Origin of the sequence: Streptomyces sp. NPDC060205 (assembly GCF_042728395.1) — a bacterium.
In the GTDB taxonomy this organism is placed as follows: domain Bacteria; phylum Actinomycetota; class Actinomycetes; order Streptomycetales; family Streptomycetaceae; genus Streptomyces.
The window spans coordinates 16,189-33,075 of record NZ_JBHWZP010000078.1 but is presented as its reverse complement, the minus strand read 5'-3'; the positions used below and the strand labels follow the sequence as shown (position 1 = coordinate 33,075).

Annotated in this window: 12 protein-coding genes and 1 tRNA gene; 12 read left to right on the top strand and 1 reads right to left on the bottom strand. The window is 72.1% G+C overall.

The genetic code is table 11. The annotated features are described in order from the left end of the window. The 8 genes from ACFWGJ_RS16480 to ACFWGJ_RS16445 all read left to right on the top strand — a co-directional run. Positions 1-938, top strand: a 938-nt coding sequence (locus ACFWGJ_RS16480) for a carbohydrate ABC transporter permease (protein WP_387324603.1), incomplete at its 5' end; no start/stop codon positions are given. A 5-nt stretch (positions 939-943) separates the two neighbouring features. Then, positions 944-1,825 carry a carbohydrate ABC transporter permease gene (locus tag ACFWGJ_RS16475; RefSeq protein WP_387324601.1) on the top strand — a complete coding sequence of 294 codons (882 nt, stop codon included), beginning with the start codon at positions 944-946 and terminating at the stop codon, positions 1,823-1,825. 94 nt (positions 1,826-1,919) lie between these two features. Next, on the top strand, positions 1,920-3,587 hold the full coding sequence (locus tag ACFWGJ_RS16470) for a beta-N-acetylhexosaminidase (protein WP_387324616.1): 1,668 nt from the start codon (positions 1,920-1,922) through the stop codon (positions 3,585-3,587). A gap of 277 nt (positions 3,588-3,864) precedes the next feature. Beyond that, positions 3,865-4,758 (top strand): xanthine dehydrogenase family protein subunit M, encoded by an 894-nt coding sequence (locus tag ACFWGJ_RS16465; protein ID WP_189775103.1) that lies wholly within the window; start codon positions 3,865-3,867, stop codon positions 4,756-4,758. Further along, positions 4,755-6,347, top strand: coding sequence for a 2Fe-2S iron-sulfur cluster-binding protein (locus ACFWGJ_RS16460; protein WP_387324598.1), 1,593 nt, complete (start codon positions 4,755-4,757; stop codon positions 6,345-6,347). The genes ACFWGJ_RS16465 and ACFWGJ_RS16460 overlap by 4 nt, the downstream gene beginning before the upstream one ends. Further along, the gene (locus tag ACFWGJ_RS16455; RefSeq protein ID WP_387324596.1) at positions 6,344-8,653 is read left to right on the top strand and encodes a xanthine dehydrogenase family protein molybdopterin-binding subunit; all 2,310 of its coding nucleotides are present in this window, start codon (positions 6,344-6,346) and stop codon (positions 8,651-8,653) included. Before ACFWGJ_RS16460 ends, ACFWGJ_RS16455 begins: the two co-directional genes overlap by 4 nt. A gap of 26 nt (positions 8,654-8,679) precedes the next feature. Next, positions 8,680-9,216, top strand: a complete 537-nt coding sequence (locus ACFWGJ_RS16450; protein WP_387324593.1) for an AAA family ATPase — start codon at positions 8,680-8,682, stop codon at positions 9,214-9,216. Between the two features lie 312 nt (positions 9,217-9,528). Next, positions 9,529-10,755: an SUKH-4 family immunity protein gene (locus ACFWGJ_RS16445; RefSeq protein WP_387324590.1), complete on the top strand. Its 1,227-nt coding sequence runs from the start codon at positions 9,529-9,531 to the stop codon at positions 10,753-10,755. A gap of 82 nt (positions 10,756-10,837) precedes the next feature. Here the strand turns inward: ACFWGJ_RS16445 and ACFWGJ_RS16440 are convergent. After that, positions 10,838-10,909, bottom strand: a tRNA-Cys gene (locus ACFWGJ_RS16440). 201 nt (positions 10,910-11,110) lie between these two features. On the opposite strand from ACFWGJ_RS16440, the gene ACFWGJ_RS16435 reads away from it, so the two are divergent. The 4 genes from ACFWGJ_RS16435 (at position 11,111) to ACFWGJ_RS16420 (ending at position 16,877) form a co-directional block, all read left to right on the top strand. Further along, the gene (locus ACFWGJ_RS16435) at positions 11,111-12,565 is read left to right on the top strand and encodes an MFS transporter (RefSeq protein ID WP_387324589.1); all 1,455 of its coding nucleotides are present in this window, start codon (positions 11,111-11,113) and stop codon (positions 12,563-12,565) included. A 278-nt stretch (positions 12,566-12,843) separates the two neighbouring features. After that, on the top strand, positions 12,844-14,646 hold the full coding sequence (locus ACFWGJ_RS16430; protein WP_384276558.1) for a DEAD/DEAH box helicase: 1,803 nt from the start codon (positions 12,844-12,846) through the stop codon (positions 14,644-14,646). 489 nt (positions 14,647-15,135) lie between these two features. Further along, on the top strand, positions 15,136-15,780 hold the full coding sequence (locus tag ACFWGJ_RS16425; RefSeq protein ID WP_381833505.1) for an IclR family transcriptional regulator: 645 nt from the start codon (positions 15,136-15,138) through the stop codon (positions 15,778-15,780). A gap of 359 nt (positions 15,781-16,139) precedes the next feature. Continuing rightward, the gene (locus ACFWGJ_RS16420) at positions 16,140-16,877 is read left to right on the top strand and encodes a S16 family serine protease (protein WP_387324586.1); all 738 of its coding nucleotides are present in this window, start codon (positions 16,140-16,142) and stop codon (positions 16,875-16,877) included. The last annotated feature ends 10 nt before the right edge of the window (positions 16,878-16,887 follow it).

Below are 16,887 nucleotides of genomic sequence, written 5' to 3'. Positions count from 1 at the left end.
GGAGCGCCCCGCGGGCGCCCCGGCCGGGCCGCGGCCCCACGGCGGGCCGCAGATCCCCGCTCGCCCGGGGCGGCTGGACGCCCTGGCTCTATCTCGCCCCCGCACTCGTCGTCATCGGCGGCCTGCTCGTCTACCCCGTCTACCAGCTCGGCCTGATCTCGTTCCTGGAGTACACCCAGGCCCAGGTCAGCGGCGGGGAACCGACCTCCTTCCAGGGCTTCGGGAACTACGCGACGCTCTTGCGCGACGAGCAGTTCTGGCAGGTCCTGCTCGCCACCGTGGTCTTCGCGTCGGCGTGCGTCGTGTCGACCCTCGCGGTCGGCTGCGCGCTCGCCGTCCTCCTGACACGTGTCCGTGCCCTGCCGCGGCTCGCCCTGATGCTGGCCGCGCTCGGCGCCTGGGCGACCCCCGCGGTCACCGGGTCCACGGTGTGGCTGCTCCTGTTCGACCCCGACTTCGGCCCGGTCAACCGGGTCCTGGGACTCGGCGACCACTCCTGGACGTACGGCCGCTACAGCGCCTTCGCCCTCGTCCTGCTCGAAGTGGTCTGGTGCTCCTTCCCGTTCGTGATGGTCACCGTGTACGCCGGGATCCGCGCCGTGCCCTCCGAGGTCCTGGAGGCCGCCTCCCTGGACGGCGCCTCCCAGTGGCGGATCTGGCGCTCGGTGCTCGCGCCGATGCTCCGCCCGATCCTCGTGGTCGTCACCATCCAGTCGGTCATCTGGGACTTCAAGGTCTTCACCCAGATCTACGTCATGACGAACGGCGGCGGCATCGCGGGCCAGAACCTCGTCCTGAACGTGTACGCGTATCAAAAGGCCTTCGCGTCCTCCCAGTACGGCCTCGGGTCGGCGATCGGAGTGGTGATGCTGCTGATTCTGCTGGCGGTCACGCTCGTCTATCTGAGGCTGCTGCGAAGGCAGGGGGAAGAGCTGTGAGTTCCATGACGTCCGCGGATTCCGTGCGCAGCGGATTCGTGCGAAATCTCGTACGCCGTTCCGTACGGCGGCCGTGGCGGCTGGCCGCCGAGGTCTCGGCGCTGCTGATCGCCGCGGTGGTCGCATTCCCCCTCTACTGGATGGTGCTCAGCGCCTTCAAACCGGCCGGGGAGATCGAGTCGAGCGAGCCGCGGCCCTGGACGCTCTCCCCGTCGCTGGATTCCTTCCGGCGCGTCTTCGGGCAGCAGGAATTCGGCCGTTACTTCCTCAACAGTCTTGTCGTGGCGGTCACCGTCGTCGCCGTCTCGGCGCTCATCGCGTTTCTCGCCGCGACCGCCGTGACACGATTCCGCTTCCGCTTCCGGACCACCCTGCTGATCATGTTCCTGGTCGCCCAGATGGTGCCCGTCGAGGCACTGACGATCCCTCTCTTCTTCCAGATGCGGGACTTCGGTCAGCTCAACACACTGGGCGCGCTGATCCTGCCGCACATCGCCTTCTCACTGCCCTTCGCGATCTGGATGCTGCGGGGCTTCGTGAAGGCCGTCCCCGAGGCGCTGGAGGAGGCCGCCCACATCGACGGGGCGAGCCGGACGCGGTTCCTGTGGCAGATCCTTTTCCCGCTGGTCTTTCCCGGCCTCGTCGCCACCAGCGTGTTCTCGTTCATCTCCGCCTGGAACGACTTCCTGTTCGCCAAATCGTTCATCATCAGCGACACCTCGCAGTCCACGCTGCCGATGGCCCTCCTCGTCTTCTACAAGCCCGACGACCCGGACTGGGGCGGTGTGATGGCCGGTTCCACCGTGATGACGATTCCCGTGCTGATCTTCTTCGTACTCGTACAGCGGCGCCTGGTCTCCGGACTCGGCGGCGCGGTGAAGGACTGACGTGAGCACTGACCCGAGCACCGACGTGAGCGCCGACCCGAGCACCGGGACGAGCACCGACCCGCGCGGCGCGGCCCCCGCGGCCCCGGCCCGGGTGATCCCCGCGCCCCGCTCGGTACGGGAGTCCGCCCGCCCCGGCGTCGCGCTCGACGCGGCCACCACCCTGTCGGCGGGCCCCGGCACGGGCACCACCGAACGCTGGCTGCGCCTCACCCTCGGCGCGGCCCTGGGACTTTCGCTGCCGCCCGCTCCCGAAAACGCCGGCGGCCCCGAAAACACCTCCGGCACCGAAAGCGCGACCGCTGCGGAAAACGCCCCGAACACCGTGCGGTTGCGTATCGACGAGACCCTCCCGCCGGAGGCCTACGTACTCGACGCCGATTCCGGACGGGGCATCGAGATCCGCGGCGGAAGCGGCGCCGGAGTGTTCTGGGGAGCCCAGACACTGCGTCAGCTCATCGGCCCCGAAGCCTTCCGGCGCGCACCCGTCCGGCCGGGCGTCACGCACACCGTCCCGAACCTGACCGTCGAGGACGCACCGCGATTCGCCTGGCGCGGTCTGATGCTCGACGTCTCGCGGCACTTCATGCCGAAGGACGGCGTCCTGCGCCAACTCGACCTGATGGCCGCGCACAAGCTCAACGTCTTCCACTTCCACCTCACCGACGACCAGGGCTGGCGTATCGAGATCAAGCGGTATCCGAAGCTCACGGAGACCGGATCATGGCGGGCACGCACCAAATTCGGTCATCGCGCCTCGCCCCACTGGGAGGAGAAGCCGCACGGGGGCTTCTACACCCAGGACGACATCCGCGAGATCGTCGCGTACGCCGCCGAACGGCATATCGCCGTCGTCCCCGAAATCGACATCCCGGGGCACTCGCAGGCCGCCATCGCCGCATATCCGGAACTCGGCAACACCGATGTCATCGACACGCACTCCCTCTCCGTCTGGGACACCTGGGGCGTCTCCAAAAACGTACTCGCACCCACTGACAACGCCCTTCGCTTCTACGAGGGCGTCTTCGAGGAACTCCTCGGCCTGTTCCCCTCGGAGTTCATCCACGTCGGCGGCGACGAGTGCGCCAAGGACCAGTGGAAGGCGTCCCCCGCCGCACAGGCGCGGATCACCGAACTGGGCCTCGCGGACGAGGACGGACTGCAGTCCTGGTTCATCCGCCACTTCGACGACTGGCTCACCGCACGCGGACGCCGGCTGATCGGCTGGGACGAGATCCTGGAGGGCGGGCTCGCCCCGGGCGCCACCGTCTCCTCGTGGCGCGGTTACCAGGGCGGCATCACGGCCGCACGGGCCGGCCACGACGTCGTCATGTGCCCCGAGCAGCAGGTCTACCTGGACCACCGGCAGGCCGAAGGGCCCGACGAGCCGGTGCCCATCGGCTTCGTGCGCACCCTGGAGGACGTCTACCGCTTTGAACCCGTTCCACCGGAACTGACCCCCGCTCAGGCGCGGCACGTGCTCGGCACGCAGGCCAACCTGTGGACCGAGGTGATGGAGGACCGGGCCCGCGTGGACTACCAGGCCTTCCCGCGGCTCGTGGCCTTCGCGGAGGTCGCCTGGAGCGCCCTGCCGCCGCCCGCGGAACGCGACTTCGCGGATTTCGAGGAGCGAATGACCGCGCACTACGCCCGACTTGACGCCCTGGGAGTCGCCTACCGGCCGCCTGCCGGGCCACTGCCCTGGCAGCGGCGCCCCGGGGTGCTCGGACGCCCGATCGACGGGCCGCCCCCGAACGTGTGAGGGGGCTCCCGGGGGGTGTCGTCCGGCGCGGCACCCTGCGACGGTGGCCTGTGCGGAGAAAGACACCCAAGGGGCAACGAAAACCGCCAATTGGCTCTGACGGGCGATGTGGTGCGAAAACGGACCATCCGCTGGTGGCGGGTAGGAATGCCTCCTAGCGGACCCCCGCGTCGGGGAACCGGGAAGATGTGCCAGAGTTGCCACGTCCGCCCTGTCAGCACGTACCGTACGGCAACACAGGTGGGACCAGGTGGGGCAGCGGGAAGGGGCAGCCGGTTTGACCACGCACGCACCGCAGGCGGCGCACGCCGTGACGCTGCCCGCCTCACTGGACGAGGCCGTGGCGGCGCTCGCAGCCATGCCCGCCGCCGTTCCCGTGGCCGGCGGCACCGACCTCATGGCCGCCGTCAACTCAGGACAGCTGAGGCCCGCCGCACTCGTCGGCCTCGGCCGGATCAGCGAGATCCGCGGCTGGCAGTACCAGGACGGCCACGCACTCCTCGGCGCGGGCCTCACCCACGCCCGTATGGGGCGCCCCGACTTCGCCGCCCTCATCCCGGCCCTCGCGGCCGCCGCGCGGGCCGCCGGACCCCCGCAGATCCGCAACGCGGGCACCCTGGGCGGCAACATCGCCTCCGCGTCACCCACCGGGGACGCGCTCCCCGTGCTGGCCGCGCTGGAAGCGACCCTCATCATCGCCTGCCCGGGCGGCGCCCGCCGCGAGATCCCCGTCTCGCACCTGCTCGCGGGCATGGAGATGCTCCGCGGCGGCGAACTCATCGGGTACGTGCGCGTGCCGCTGCTGCACGCGCCCCAGGTCTTCCTGAAGGCCACCGGACGGACCGGCCCCGGCCGCGCCATCGCCTCCGTGTCGCTCGTCCTCGACCCCGCCCGGCGCGGGGTGCGGTGCGCCGTCGGTGCCATAGCGCCGATGCCGCTGCGCCCCCTGGACGCCGAACAGTGGGTCGCCTCGCTGATCGACTGGGACAACAACCGCGCGATCGTGCCCGAGGCGCTGGCCGCCTTCGGCGAGTACGTCGCCGCGGCCTGCATCCCCGATCCGGCCCCCGAGGAGGACGGTTCCGTACCGCCGCTGCCGCCCGCCGTACTGCACCTGCGGCGCACCGTCGCCGCGCTGGCCCGACGAGCACTGGGGAGGGCACTGTCGTGACCGACGACCAGCACGGAGATCAGCACGGTGAGGGCGCGCCCCACGCGGGCAGCCGCTGGGACCCGCTGCCCCAGGGCGACTACGACGACGGCGCCACCGCCTTCGTCAAGCTCCCCGAAGGGGGCATCGACGCCCTCCTCGCGGACTCGCCGCTCGCCGCGCCCGGCCACGGCTACGTACCGCCGCCGATAACGGTCGCGCCCGGCACGGGTGCGGAGAACGACCCGGGGTCCGCCGGCTCCTGGGGCGCACCGCCCGAGGCGGCCGGTCACGGTCAGCAGCAGGACGTACGGTGGCCCGACCCGAACGCCCTCCCCGACGAGCACCGCCAGGCCCCCCAGGACCAGTTCTCGTACCACCCCGGGGCCACCGGCCAGTGGACCTTCGACCAGCCCGCACAGGGCGGCCAGGGCCCCCACGGACACGAGGGCACGGGGCACGACGCCTCGGGCCAGGACGTCACCGGACAGTGGTCCATCCCGGTCGCCGACGGGGATCTGCCGGACGAGTCCGGTGAGTTCACCACGTCCTCGCTGGTCGAGCAGTGGGGCGGCAACCCGCCCGCCACGCTTCCGGGCGGGGCGGCGGCGCCCTGGGCCGACGAGCCCTGGGCCCAGCAGCCGCCCGAGCAGCAGCAGCCCGCCGCCGGAACCGGGCCCCACGCGCCCGCCGAGCACGGCGCCGCCGAGATCATCGACGTCTCCGGAGCGCACGCCGACGAGATCGCCGTCTCCGTGGAGCGCGACACGGGCCACGACGACGGACGCGAGGAACCGTCCGGGGCCGCGTCCCGCCACGACCGCCAGGAGTACGCGGACGACCCCGCGGGCGAGCCCGAAGCGGCCCCCACGGAGGAGCCCGGCGAAGGGACTCCGGACGCCGCGTCCTACCCGGACGCCGACGCCGCCTCCGAGGAGTCCGCGTCCGACGGCTCCGAGGGCGTCGCCCCGCACAACGACCACCCCCTCGCCTCGTACGTCCTGCGGGTGAACGGCGTCGAACGGCCCGTGACGGACGCCTGGATCGGCGAATCGCTGCTGTACGTACTGCGCGAGCGCCTCGGCCTCGCGGGCGCCAAGGACGGCTGCTCACAGGGCGAGTGCGGCGCCTGCAACGTCCAGGTGGACGGCCGGCTCGTCGCGTCCTGCCTGGTGCCCGCCGTGACGGCCGCCGGAAGCGAGGTGCGCACCGTCGAGGGCCTCGCCGCCGACGGACAGCCCTCGGACGTCCAGCGGGCCCTCGCCAAGTGCGGTGCCGTGCAGTGCGGCTTCTGCATCCCTGGCATGGCGATGACCGTGCACGACCTCCTTGAGGGCAACCCCGCGCCGACCGACCTGGAGACCCGCCAGGCCCTGTGCGGCAACCTGTGCCGCTGCTCGGGCTACCGGGGCGTCCTGGAGGCCGTACGCGACGTCGTGGCCGAGCGGGAGGCCCACACGGCCGCCGAGCACTCCTCGGACGGCGACGAGGCCCGTATCCCGCACCAGGCGGGCCCCGGCGCCGGAGGCGTCAACCCGTCCGCGTTCGAGCCCCACCAGTCCAGCCAGCCCCACGAGCAGCCGTACGGCCAGGACGGAGGCCAGGCGTGAGCAACGACACCGCCACCGCGACCACCGCGCAGCCCGGCACCGCACCGGAACCGCCGCCGCACGGCCTCGGCGTGTCCCTGCCGTCCGCGGAGGCCCGCGCCAAGACGGAGGGCACCTTCCCGTACGCGGCGGACCTGTGGGCCGAGGGCCTCCTGTGGGCCGCCGTCCTGAGATCACCGCACCCGCACGCGCGCATCCTGTCCGTCGACACCACCCACGCGCGCGAGATGCCCGGCGTCCAGGCCGTCATCACCCACGAGGACGTGCCCGGCACCGCGCTGCTGGGCCGCGGCAGGGCCGACCGCCCCGTCTTCGCCTCCGACGTCGTGCGCCACCACGGAGAGGCCATCGCCGCCGTCGCCGCGGACCATCCCGACACCGCGCGCATGGCCGCCGCCGCCGTCATCGTCGAGTACGAGATCCTCGACCCGGTGACCGACCCGGAGCAGGCCTTCGAAGCGGAGCCCCTGCACCCCGACGGCAACCTCATCCGCCACATCCCGCTGCGCCACGGGGACCCGGACGCCGCCGGTGACATCGTCGTCGAGGGCCTGTACCGCATCGGCCGCCAGGACCCGGCCCCGATCGGCGCGGAGGCCGGACTCGCCGTACCCCGCCCCGACGGCGGGGTCGAGCTCTATGTGGCCTCCACCGACCCGCACACCGACCGCGACACCGCCGCCGCCTGCTACGGCCTGGAACCGGAGCGCGTGAAGGTCGTCGTCACCGGCGTGCCCGGCGCCACCGCCGACCGCGAGGACCAGGGCTTCCAGCTCCCCCTCGGGCTGCTCGCCCTCAAGACGGGATGCCCGGTCAAGCTGACCGCGACCCGCGAAGAATCCTTCCTCGGGCACGTCCACCGGCACCCCACCCTCCTGCGCTACCGCCACCACGCGGACGCCGAGGGCAGGCTGATCAAGGTCGAGGCGCAGATCCTCCTCGACGCGGGCGCGTACGCGGACACCTCCTCGGAGGCCCTGGCCGCCGCCGTCTCCTTCGCCTGCGGCCCGTACGTCGTCCCGAACGCCTTCATCGAGGGCTGGGCCGTACGCACCAACAACCCGCCCTCCGGACACGTACGCGGCGAGGGCGCCATGCAGGTGTGCGCCGCCTACGAGGCCCAGATGGACAAGCTGGCCAAGAAGCTCGGCGTCGACCCGGCCGAGCTGCGCCTGCGCAACGTCCTGGCCACCGGGGACGTCCTGCCGACCGGCCAGACCGTCACCTGCCCGGCCCCCGTGGCCGAACTGCTCCAGGCCGTCCAGGAGCACCCGCTGCCCGCCCTGCCCAAGGACACCCCCGAGGACGAGTGGCTGCTCCCCGGCGGCCCCGAGGGCGCCGGAGAACCCGGCGCCGTACGGCGGGGCGTCGGCTACGCCCTGGGCATGGTCCACATGCTCGGCGCCGAGGGCACCGACGAGGTCTCGACGGCCACCGTGAAGGTCCACGACGGCATCGCCACCGTGCTCTGCGCGGCCGTGGAGACCGGCCAGGGCTTCACCACGCTGGCCCGGCAGATCGTCCAGGAGACGCTCGGCATCGAAGAGGTCCATGTGGCCTCCGTGGACACCGACCAGCCCCCCGCAGGCCCCAGCGCCCGCGGCCGGCACACCTGGGTGTCCGGCGGCGCCGTCGAACGGGCCGCCAAGATGGTCCGTACGCAGCTGCTGCAGCCCCTGGCGCACAAGTTCGGCATGTCCACCGAGCTGCTCCAGATCACCGACGGCAAGATCACCTCGTACGACGGCGTGCTGTCGACGACCGTCGCCGAGGCGATGGACGGCAAGGAGCTGTGGGCGACCGCGCAGTGCCGCCCGCACCCCACCGAGCCGCTGGACGGCGCGGGCCAGGGCGACGCCTTCGTGGGCCTCGCCTTCTGCGCGATCCGCGCTGTGGTGGACGTGGACATCGAGCTGGGCTCGGTGCGCGTGGTCGAACTGGCGCTCGCCCAGGACGTGGGCCGCATCCTGAACCCCGCGCAGCTCACCGCCCGTATCGAGGCCGGGGTCACGCAGGGCATCGGCGCGGCGCTGACCGAGAACCTGCGCACCGCGCGCGGGCTCGTCCGCCACCCCGACCTCACCGGGTACTCCCTGCCGACCGCTCTCGATGCCCCCGACATCCGCATCGTCAAGCTCGTCGAGGAGCGCGACGTGGTCGCGCCCTTCGGAGCGAAGGCCGTCAGTGCGGTGCCGGTCGTCACGTCCCCGGCGGCGGTCGCGTCCGCGGTGCGGGCGGCCACGGGACGCCCGGTGAACCGGCTGCCGATAAGGCCTCAGGCGGCCGTGGTGACGGCGACGCAGTGAGGCACGTGCGGGACGCGAGGTGAGCGGTGGACGGCGGTGTGGTCCTCATCACCGGCATCATGGCCGCGGGAAAGTCCACGGTCGCGCAGGCACTCGCCGAGCGACTGCCACGGGCCGCCCACGTACGGGGTGACGTGTTCCGGCGAATGATCGTGACCGGCCGCGCGGAGTACGAGCCAGGAGCGGGCCCGCACAGCGAGGCCGAAGCCCAACTCCGGCTGCGGTACGGGCTGTCGGCGGCGACGGCGGACACGTACGCGCGGGCGGGCTTCACGGCGGTCGTCCAGGACGTGGTCCTGGGCGCGAACCTCACGGCCTACGTCGAACTCGTACGGACGAGCCCGCTGTACGTCGTCGTACTGGCCCCGTGTCCCGGCGCCGTGGCGGAGCGGGAGGCCGGACGGGCCAAGACGGGATACGGCGCGTGGACCGTCGCGGACCTCGACCGCGGCCTGCGTGCGGACACCCCGCGTATCGGGCTGTGGCTGGACACGTCCGAGCAGACCGCGGGGCAGACGGTGGACGCGATCCTGGCGGGCGGGGAGCGGGCCCGAGTCCGCTGAGAGCGCGGCGCGGCTGACGGCACGTCAGCGAGCGGTCTGCGCGAGGCCGGCGGGAGATCGGCGCGAGGCCGGCGGGCGATCGGCGAGCAGCCGGTGAGAAGCCGCTGGTCAGCGCGATCCCGGGGCGTTGTCAGTGGTGCCGGGTAGTGTTCTGGTCGTGGGGGAGGACCGCTGGGCGGCGGGCCGTTTTCCGGGTGTTTCGAGGCGCGTCCGGATGCCTTGGCGTGCGTGGCGGCATGCCTGCGCGCATGGCTGTGCGCCGCCCGGCCCGGTCCTGCCGGGGGACTGCGAACGACGATCCGCGGGGGAACGATGAGCACGACGGACACCGGCATCGGCACCAACACCACTACCAACACCGGCACTGGCACCGGCAGCGGCATCGTCGGCAAGAGGATCACTCTGCGCGAGGACGCACTGGGCCCGTACGTCACGCACGCCCCGACGCGCCGCTGGCTGACGGGACCCGGACTGCCGGGTGGCAGCGGTCTGTTGACCTTCGAGCCCCTGCGCGGGGACGGACTGCGGACGGTGAGGGACTCGACGGGAGACACGGCCGCACTCCCGGCCGAACTGCGCGACCAGTTGGTGATCGGCGCCCTGCGGGACCCCGCCGGCATGGAGACGGAGTCGGTGCTGCTCGACGGGGCGACGGGCGAGGTGTCCACCACGTTCTTCCTCCATGACCGCCCCGACCTGATGGACCGCCTCCCGCTGGCGCCCTCGCTCCGGACGCTCACGGACTTCGTGACGGCGACGGACGAGATGTCCGCGAGGAGAGGCCAGTTCGCGTCGTACGAGGGCCGGTTCGGCCCGAAGGCCGTGGCCGCGATGTCGCGGCAGCTGCTGGCGCTGTTCGAGGAGGGCGTCGACGGCGAGGTCCCGCCGTTCTGGAAGATGGCGGCGCTGATCCGCCCGATGGCCCTGGTCGCGGGTCCGCCGGCCGACGCGGCGCTCGCTCTCGACCTCCCGGCCCGCCTGCTGGACCAGGAGTTCGGGCACGGCCGGGTGGTGCGCTTCGAGGACGTCGACTTCCCCGCCGCCCTCGCCCACGAGCCGACGCGGCACTTCCTGCGCGAGACGGGCCTGCCCGAGGACGGTTTCCTGTTCCAGCTGGACACGGACGTGCCGCTGCCGACGCTCGCCGAGTACTACGAGGACGAGCGCCCGGACGTGTTCACCCCCGACCAACTCCCGCGAGACGCGGACCACTTGATCCGCCTGGGTCATCTGATCGAGGACAACAGCCTGATCGTCGACGGCGCGACGGGCGCGATCCTCGACTGGAGCGAGCCCGACGCCACGCTGTACGCCCTGAACACGGACGTCTCGACCCTGGCCTTCACCCTGTGGCTGCTCCACCGCGAGCGGACGATCGACGAGTCCCTGTCCCACGAACTGACCGAGGAGGCCTACGACCAGCTCGCCACGACGATGACGCAGACCCTGTCGAAGGTCGACCCCACGGGCACCGCCCCGGGGTCCGAGTGGCACTACTGGACGGAAATGTTCCAGGACGAGGCGGGAGGGGTCCTCTGAGCCGCCCAAGGACGCGCTGAGCCGCCCTCTCACGACGCGGGGGCCGACCACCCGAAGGCAGCCGACCCCGACACCGAACCAGAGGCCGTGGCGGGAATTGAACCCACGTGCCTCGCTTTGCAGGCGAGTCCCTAAGCCACTCGGGCACACGGCCAAGCTTGAGTCCGTTGTGCTGGACTCGTTGGGTCGACCGTACGGGCCGGGGTGGGCGTGGCCAAGGGTGTCGTGGGGGCTGCAACGGGACTGCCATGCCGCGTTCACAAAGGGCGGGGGCGGGGTCGTACGACCAAGGTCTCAGGGCGGGGCCGTCTTCCGACAGGGGTCAATGTCGGTCTTGCCCCTTACCCTGGCGAACATGACCTCCCTGGAACCGGGCGACACCGGCGTCGCCGCCACCCCGAGCGCACCGATCGAAGACGTCGCCCCGGACGGCGTGCTCAGCCGTCCCTACCGGGCGCTGAGCATCGGGATCGTGTCCGTCGTGCTGCTGATCGCCTTCGAGGCGACGGCCGTCGGGACGGCCATGCCGGTGGCGGCGCGGGAGCTGGACGGGATCTCGCTGTACGCGTTCGCGTTCTCCGGGTACTTCACGACGAGCCTGTTCGGCATGGTGCTGGCCGGGCAGTGGTCCGACCGGGCCGGCCCGCTGGGTTCCCTCACCGCGGGGATCGGGGCCTTCGCGGCGGGGCTGCTGCTGTCCGGGACGGCCGGGGCCATGTGGCTGTTCATCCTCGGCCGGGCCGTACAGGGGCTGGGCGGGGGGCTGGTGATCGTCGCGCTGTACGTGGTGGTGGGGCGGGCTTATCCGGCACGGCTGCGCCCGTCGATCATGGCGGCGTTCGCGGCGAGCTGGGTGGTCCCGTCCATCGTCGGCCCCCTCGCCTCCGGCGCGGTCACCGAGCACCTCGGCTGGCGCTGGGTCTTCGTCGGCGTACCGGTGCTGGTTCTTCTGCCGCTGGCGCTCGCGCTGCCGCAGATACGCAGGCGGGCGTCCGGGCCCGAGGAGGGAACCCTGCCGGCCCCCTTCGACCGGCGCCGCATCCGGCTGGCGCTGGGCATCTCCGCGGGCGCGGGCCTGCTGCAGTACGCCGCCCAGGACCTGCGGTGGCTGTCCCTGCTCCCGGGTGTGGCGGGAGCCGTGCTGCTCGTCCCCGCCGTGCTCGGACTGCTGCCGCGAGGCACCTACCTGGCGGCGCGCGGCCTGCCGTCCGTGGTGCTGCTGCGCGGCGTGGCCGCCGGATCCTTCATCGCGGCGGAGTCCTTCGTACCGCTGATGCTGGTCACCGAGCGGGGCCTGTCGCCGACGCTCGCCGGGTTCTCCCTGGCGGCCGGCGGCGGCACCTGGGCGCTGGGCTCCTTCGTGCAGGCGAGGGCGCGCGTGGAGCCGTACCGGGAGCGGCTGATGATGCTGGGCATGGTGCTGACCGCGGCCGCCATCGCCGCCGCGCCGGCCGTGCTGATCGACGGGGTGCCGGTGTGGACGGTGGCGGTGGCCTGGGCGTTCGGCTGTTTCGGGATGGGGCTGGTGATCTCCTCCACCAGCGTCCTGCTGCTCCAGCTCTCCGCCCCGGGCCAGGCCGGCAACAACTCCGCCGCCCTGCAGATGTCCGACGGCCTCGCCAACGTCGTCCTCCTCGCCACGGGCGGCGCGGCCTTCGCGGCGCTCGGCGGCGGCACGGTCACCCACGCGGCCACCCAGGCATCCGGCGGCCACCCGGCCGCCTTCGTGGCGGTGTTCCTGCCGATGGCGGGCGTGGCACTGGTGGGGGCATGGGTGACCACGCGCCTGCGGGTCCCCTCAGCGAGCTGAGCTGAGACGAGCTGAGACGAGCTGGGACGAGCCGATGTGAGCTGGGTCCCATCCAAGGGTGACCCCGCCTTGTCCGCGCGTTGACGTTCGCGGGGCGCCGGTAGGGTGGCCCGGTTGTCATACGCAGCCGTCGTCATACGTACCCGCGCCGCCCGCCCGTCTCCCGCCACCACCCTGCCTGACGCGCTGCGCGCGGCCCCTCAGTCCTCGACCACCCCACGGAGACCGTGACTACCGCCCGCCCGTCGTCCCCCGACACCCTCACTGGAGGGCCCTTCGTGCCCGCCTCTTCCGTCGCCAGCGCCGCGTCCTCGCACCACCTGTCGCCCGCGTTCCCCGGCCGGGCCCCCTGGGGCACCGCCAACAAGCTGCGTGCCTGGCAGCAGGGGGCGATGGAGCGGTACCTCCAGGAACAGCCGCGTGACTTTCTCGCCGTCGCCACGCCCGGCGCCGGCAAGACGACCTTCGCGCTGACCCTCGCGTCCTGGCTGCTGCACCACCATGTCGTGCAGCAGGTGACCGTGGTCGCGCCGACCGAGCATCTGAAGAAGCAGTGGGCGGAGGCGGCCGCGCGCATAGGGATCAAGCTGGATCCCGAGTACAGCGCGGGCCCGCTCAGCAAGGAGTACCAGGGCGTCGCCGTGACCTACGCCGGAGTCGGCGTGCGGCCCATGCTGCACCGCAACCGCTGCGAGCAGCGCAAGACCCTCGTCATCCTCGACGAGATCCACCACGCCGGTGACTCGAAGTCCTGGGGCGAGGCGTGCCTGGAGGCTTTCGAGCCCGCCACCCGCCGGCTCGCCCTCACCGGTACGCCGTTCCGCTCCGACACGAACCCGATCCCCTTCGTCGCGTACGAGGAGGGCAACGACGGAATCCGCCGCTCCGCAGCCGACTACACCTACGGCTATGGCTCCGCCCTCGGCGACGGCGTCGTGCGGCCCGTCATCTTCCTCTCCTACAGCGGCAACATGCGCTGGCGTACGAAGGCGGGGGACGAGATCGCCGCCCGGCTCGGCGAGCCGATGACCAAGGACGCCGTCAGCCAGGCCTGGCGCACCGCCCTCGACCCGCGCGGCGAGTGGATGCCCAGCGTGCTGCGCGCCGCGGACCAGCGGCTGACGGAGGTGCGCAAGGGCATCCCGGACGCCGGCGCCCTCGTCATCGCCTCCGACCAGGACTCCGCGCGCGCCTACGCCAAACTGATCCGCGAGATCACCGGCACCAAGGCCACCGTCGTCCTGTCCGACGACACCGGAGCGTCCAACCGGATCGACGAGTTCAGCCAGAGCGACGACCGCTGGATGGTCGCCGTCCGGATGGTGTCCGAAGGCGTCGACGTACCGCGCCTGGCCGTGGGCGTGTACGCGACGACCATCTCCACCCCCCTCTTCTTCGCCCAGGCCGTCGGCCGCTTCGTACGGTCCCGGCGGCGCGGCGAGACCGCGTCCGTCTTCCTGCCGACCGTCCCCGACCTCCTCACCTTCGCCAACGAGATGGAGGTCGAGCGCGACCACGCCCTCGACAAGCCCAAGAAGGAGAGCGAGGAGGACCCGTACGCCGAATCCGAGAAGGAGATGGAGGAGGCGAACAAGGAGCAGGACGAGGACACCGGCGAGCAGGAGCAGTTCTCCTTCGAGGCGCTGGAGTCCGAGGCCGTCTTCGACCGGGTCCTGTACGACGGCGCCGAGTTCGGTATGCAGGCCCACCCGGGAAGCGCGGAGGAGCAGGACTACCTCGGCATCCCCGGGCTCCTCGAACCCGACCAGGTCCAGCTCCTCCTCCAAAAGCGCCAGGCCCGGCAGATCGCGCACAGCCGCAAGAAGCCGGACGAGGAGGCCGACCTCCTCGAACTGCCCGCCGAGCGGCGCCCCGTGGTCTCCCACAAGGAGATGCTGGAGCTGCGCAAGAAGCTCAACACCATGGTCGGCGCGTACGTCCACCAGAGCGGCAAGCCCCACGGCGTGATCCACACCGAGCTGCGCCGCGTCTGCGGCGGCCCGCCGAGCGCGGAGGCGACCGCCGGGCAGCTGCGCCAGCGGATCGAGAAGGTCCAGGAGTGGGCGACCCGCATGCGGTGACCGCCCGCCCCTGACGCGGTACAGGACGTCGCGCGTCCGCATGCTGGAACCCGCACGGCCGTCCGTGTCTGTACGTGTCCGAACACGCCTGTACGCCGATACGAGCGCCGGTGCCCTGATGGCACCGGCGCTCGCTCGCGTACGCGCCCCTTCGGCAGGCGTGCGCGCTCTGTGCAGAGGTGGTGTACGCCGCGTTGCCCGCGCCGCTCATATCCGGCCGGAACGGGACCAAACCATGGGTAACCGGGAGCGGTCCGTACCTGCGCATGACCGGATTCTGGACGGAGCCTTCCGCTGAGCGAACCAGCTCGCTACTGTCCCGCTACGCACACGCCCCGTGGCAGCGCCGCCGCGGAGCGCAGCCGGTGCCCGCCCGGGAGTACCCGGGACGCAGCCGACCGGCGGCCTCTGACGCGCGTCGCCGATGGGACCGGTGGCGCATCCGCCGCGTAGGGGGTCGCCGACCCTCACCACTAAGGAGTGGGCGTCGTGACCGCGGAAACCTCCCAGACGCTCGACCGGGGACTGCGCGTCCTCAAGCTGCTCGCCGACACCGACCACGGTCTGACCGTCACCGAGCTGTCCAACAAACTCGGAGTCAACCGGACCGTTGTGTACCGGTTGCTCGCCACGCTGGAGCAGCACGCCCTCGTACGCCGTGACCTGGGCGGCCGTGCCCGGGTCGGGCTCGGCGTGCTGCGGCTCGGCCGACAGGTCCATCCGCTGGTGCGCGAGGCCGCGCTGCCCGCGCTGCGGTCGCTGGCCGAGGACATCGGGGCGACCGCGCACCTCACGCTGGTCGACGGTACGGAGGCGCTCGCCGTCGCCGTGGTCGAGCCGACGTGGACGGACTATCACGTGGCCTACCGGGCCGGGTTCCGGCATCCGCTGGAACGGGGGGCCGCCGGGAAGGCGATTCTCGCCGCGCGGGCCGGGGGTGTGGACGGGGAGCTCGGCTACACCCTTACGCATGGGGAGCTGGAGGCCGGGGCGAGTGGGGCCGCGGCGGCGCTGATCGGTGTGACGGGGGTGGAGGGGAGTGTGGGGGTGGTGATGTTGGCTGACGCCGTGCCTGAGCGGGTGGGGCCGCGGGTTGTCGATGCTGCGCGGGAAGTGGCTGACGCGTTGCGGTGACCCTGGCGGGGTGTGAGGCCGGGGTGGGGGTCGGGGGGGCGTGGGTCGGCTGCGGGTTCGCTGTGGCTGGTCGCGCAGTTCCCCGCGCCCCTAAAAGATCGCGCCGTTCCCCGCGCCCCTAAAAGGCTGCGCCGTTCCCCGCGCCCCCAGGAGCGAAAGACTGCGCCGTTCCCCGCGCCCCTGAAAGGCAAAGGATTGCGCCGTTCCCCGCGCCCCTAAAAGCCAACGACTGCGCCGTTCCCCGCGCCCCCGGACAGCGAAATCTTGCTCTCCGTTAGATTGATGCCGTGGCTTCTCGTCTCTCTGGTTTCATTCGGCTCTCGCGTCCCCGCTTCGTCGCTCTGTGTGCGCTGCCTGTCGTGGGGCTGTTCGCCGTGGCGGTGTTCGCGCCGTTGCCGTTCGCGTTGGCTCAGCCCGGGATGACGGCGGATGTGCTCGGTGAGAACAAGGGCGACCCGGTGATCACGATCTCCGGTGCGAAGGCCCGTGACACGAGCGGGCAGCTGCGGATGACGACCATCGAGGCGACGGGCCCGGACACGGACGTCAGCCTGGGTGACGTCCTCGACGGCTGGTTCCGTACGGACCGTGCCGTGATGCCGCGCGACTCGGTCTACCCGAGCGGCGACAGCGTCAAGGAGATCGAGGAGTACAACGCCGAGGAGATGAAGAAGTCCCAGGACACCGCCACCGAGGCGGCGCTGGACCAGCTCGGCGGGACGTCGGACGACATCGAGGTCACCCTGAAGCTCGCCGACGTGGGCGGCCCGAGCGCAGGCCTCCTCTTCTCCCTCGGCATCGTCGACAAGCTGGACGGCGACGGCAGCGGCGGCGACCTCACGGGCGGCCGGGTCATCGCGGGCACGGGAACCATCGACGCCGACGGGAAGGTCGGCGCGGTCGGGGGAGTGGCCCTCAAGACGCAGGCGGCCCGCCGCGACGGCGCCACGGTCTTCCTGGTCCCGAAGGCGGAGTGCTCGGACGCGAAGTCGGAGCTGCCGAAGGGGCTGCGCCTCATCCCGGTGACGACGCTCAAGGGTGCCGTCGACTCCCTGGTGGCGCTGGAGAAGGGCAAGGGCTCGGTTCCCTCCTGCTGAGCCCCGCCGG

Bases quoted from the DNA above. Each gene is read 5' to 3' on its own strand.
- ACFWGJ_RS16475 (WP_387324601.1), top strand. From the start codon at position 944: ATGACGTCCGCGGATTCCGTGCGCAGCGGATTCGTGCGAAATCTCGTA.
- ACFWGJ_RS16445 (WP_387324590.1), top strand. From the start codon at position 9,529: ATGAGCACGACGGACACCGGCATCGGCACCAACACCACTACCAACACC.
- ACFWGJ_RS16435 (WP_387324589.1), top strand. From the start codon at position 11,111: ATGACCTCCCTGGAACCGGGCGACACCGGCGTCGCCGCCACCCCGAGC.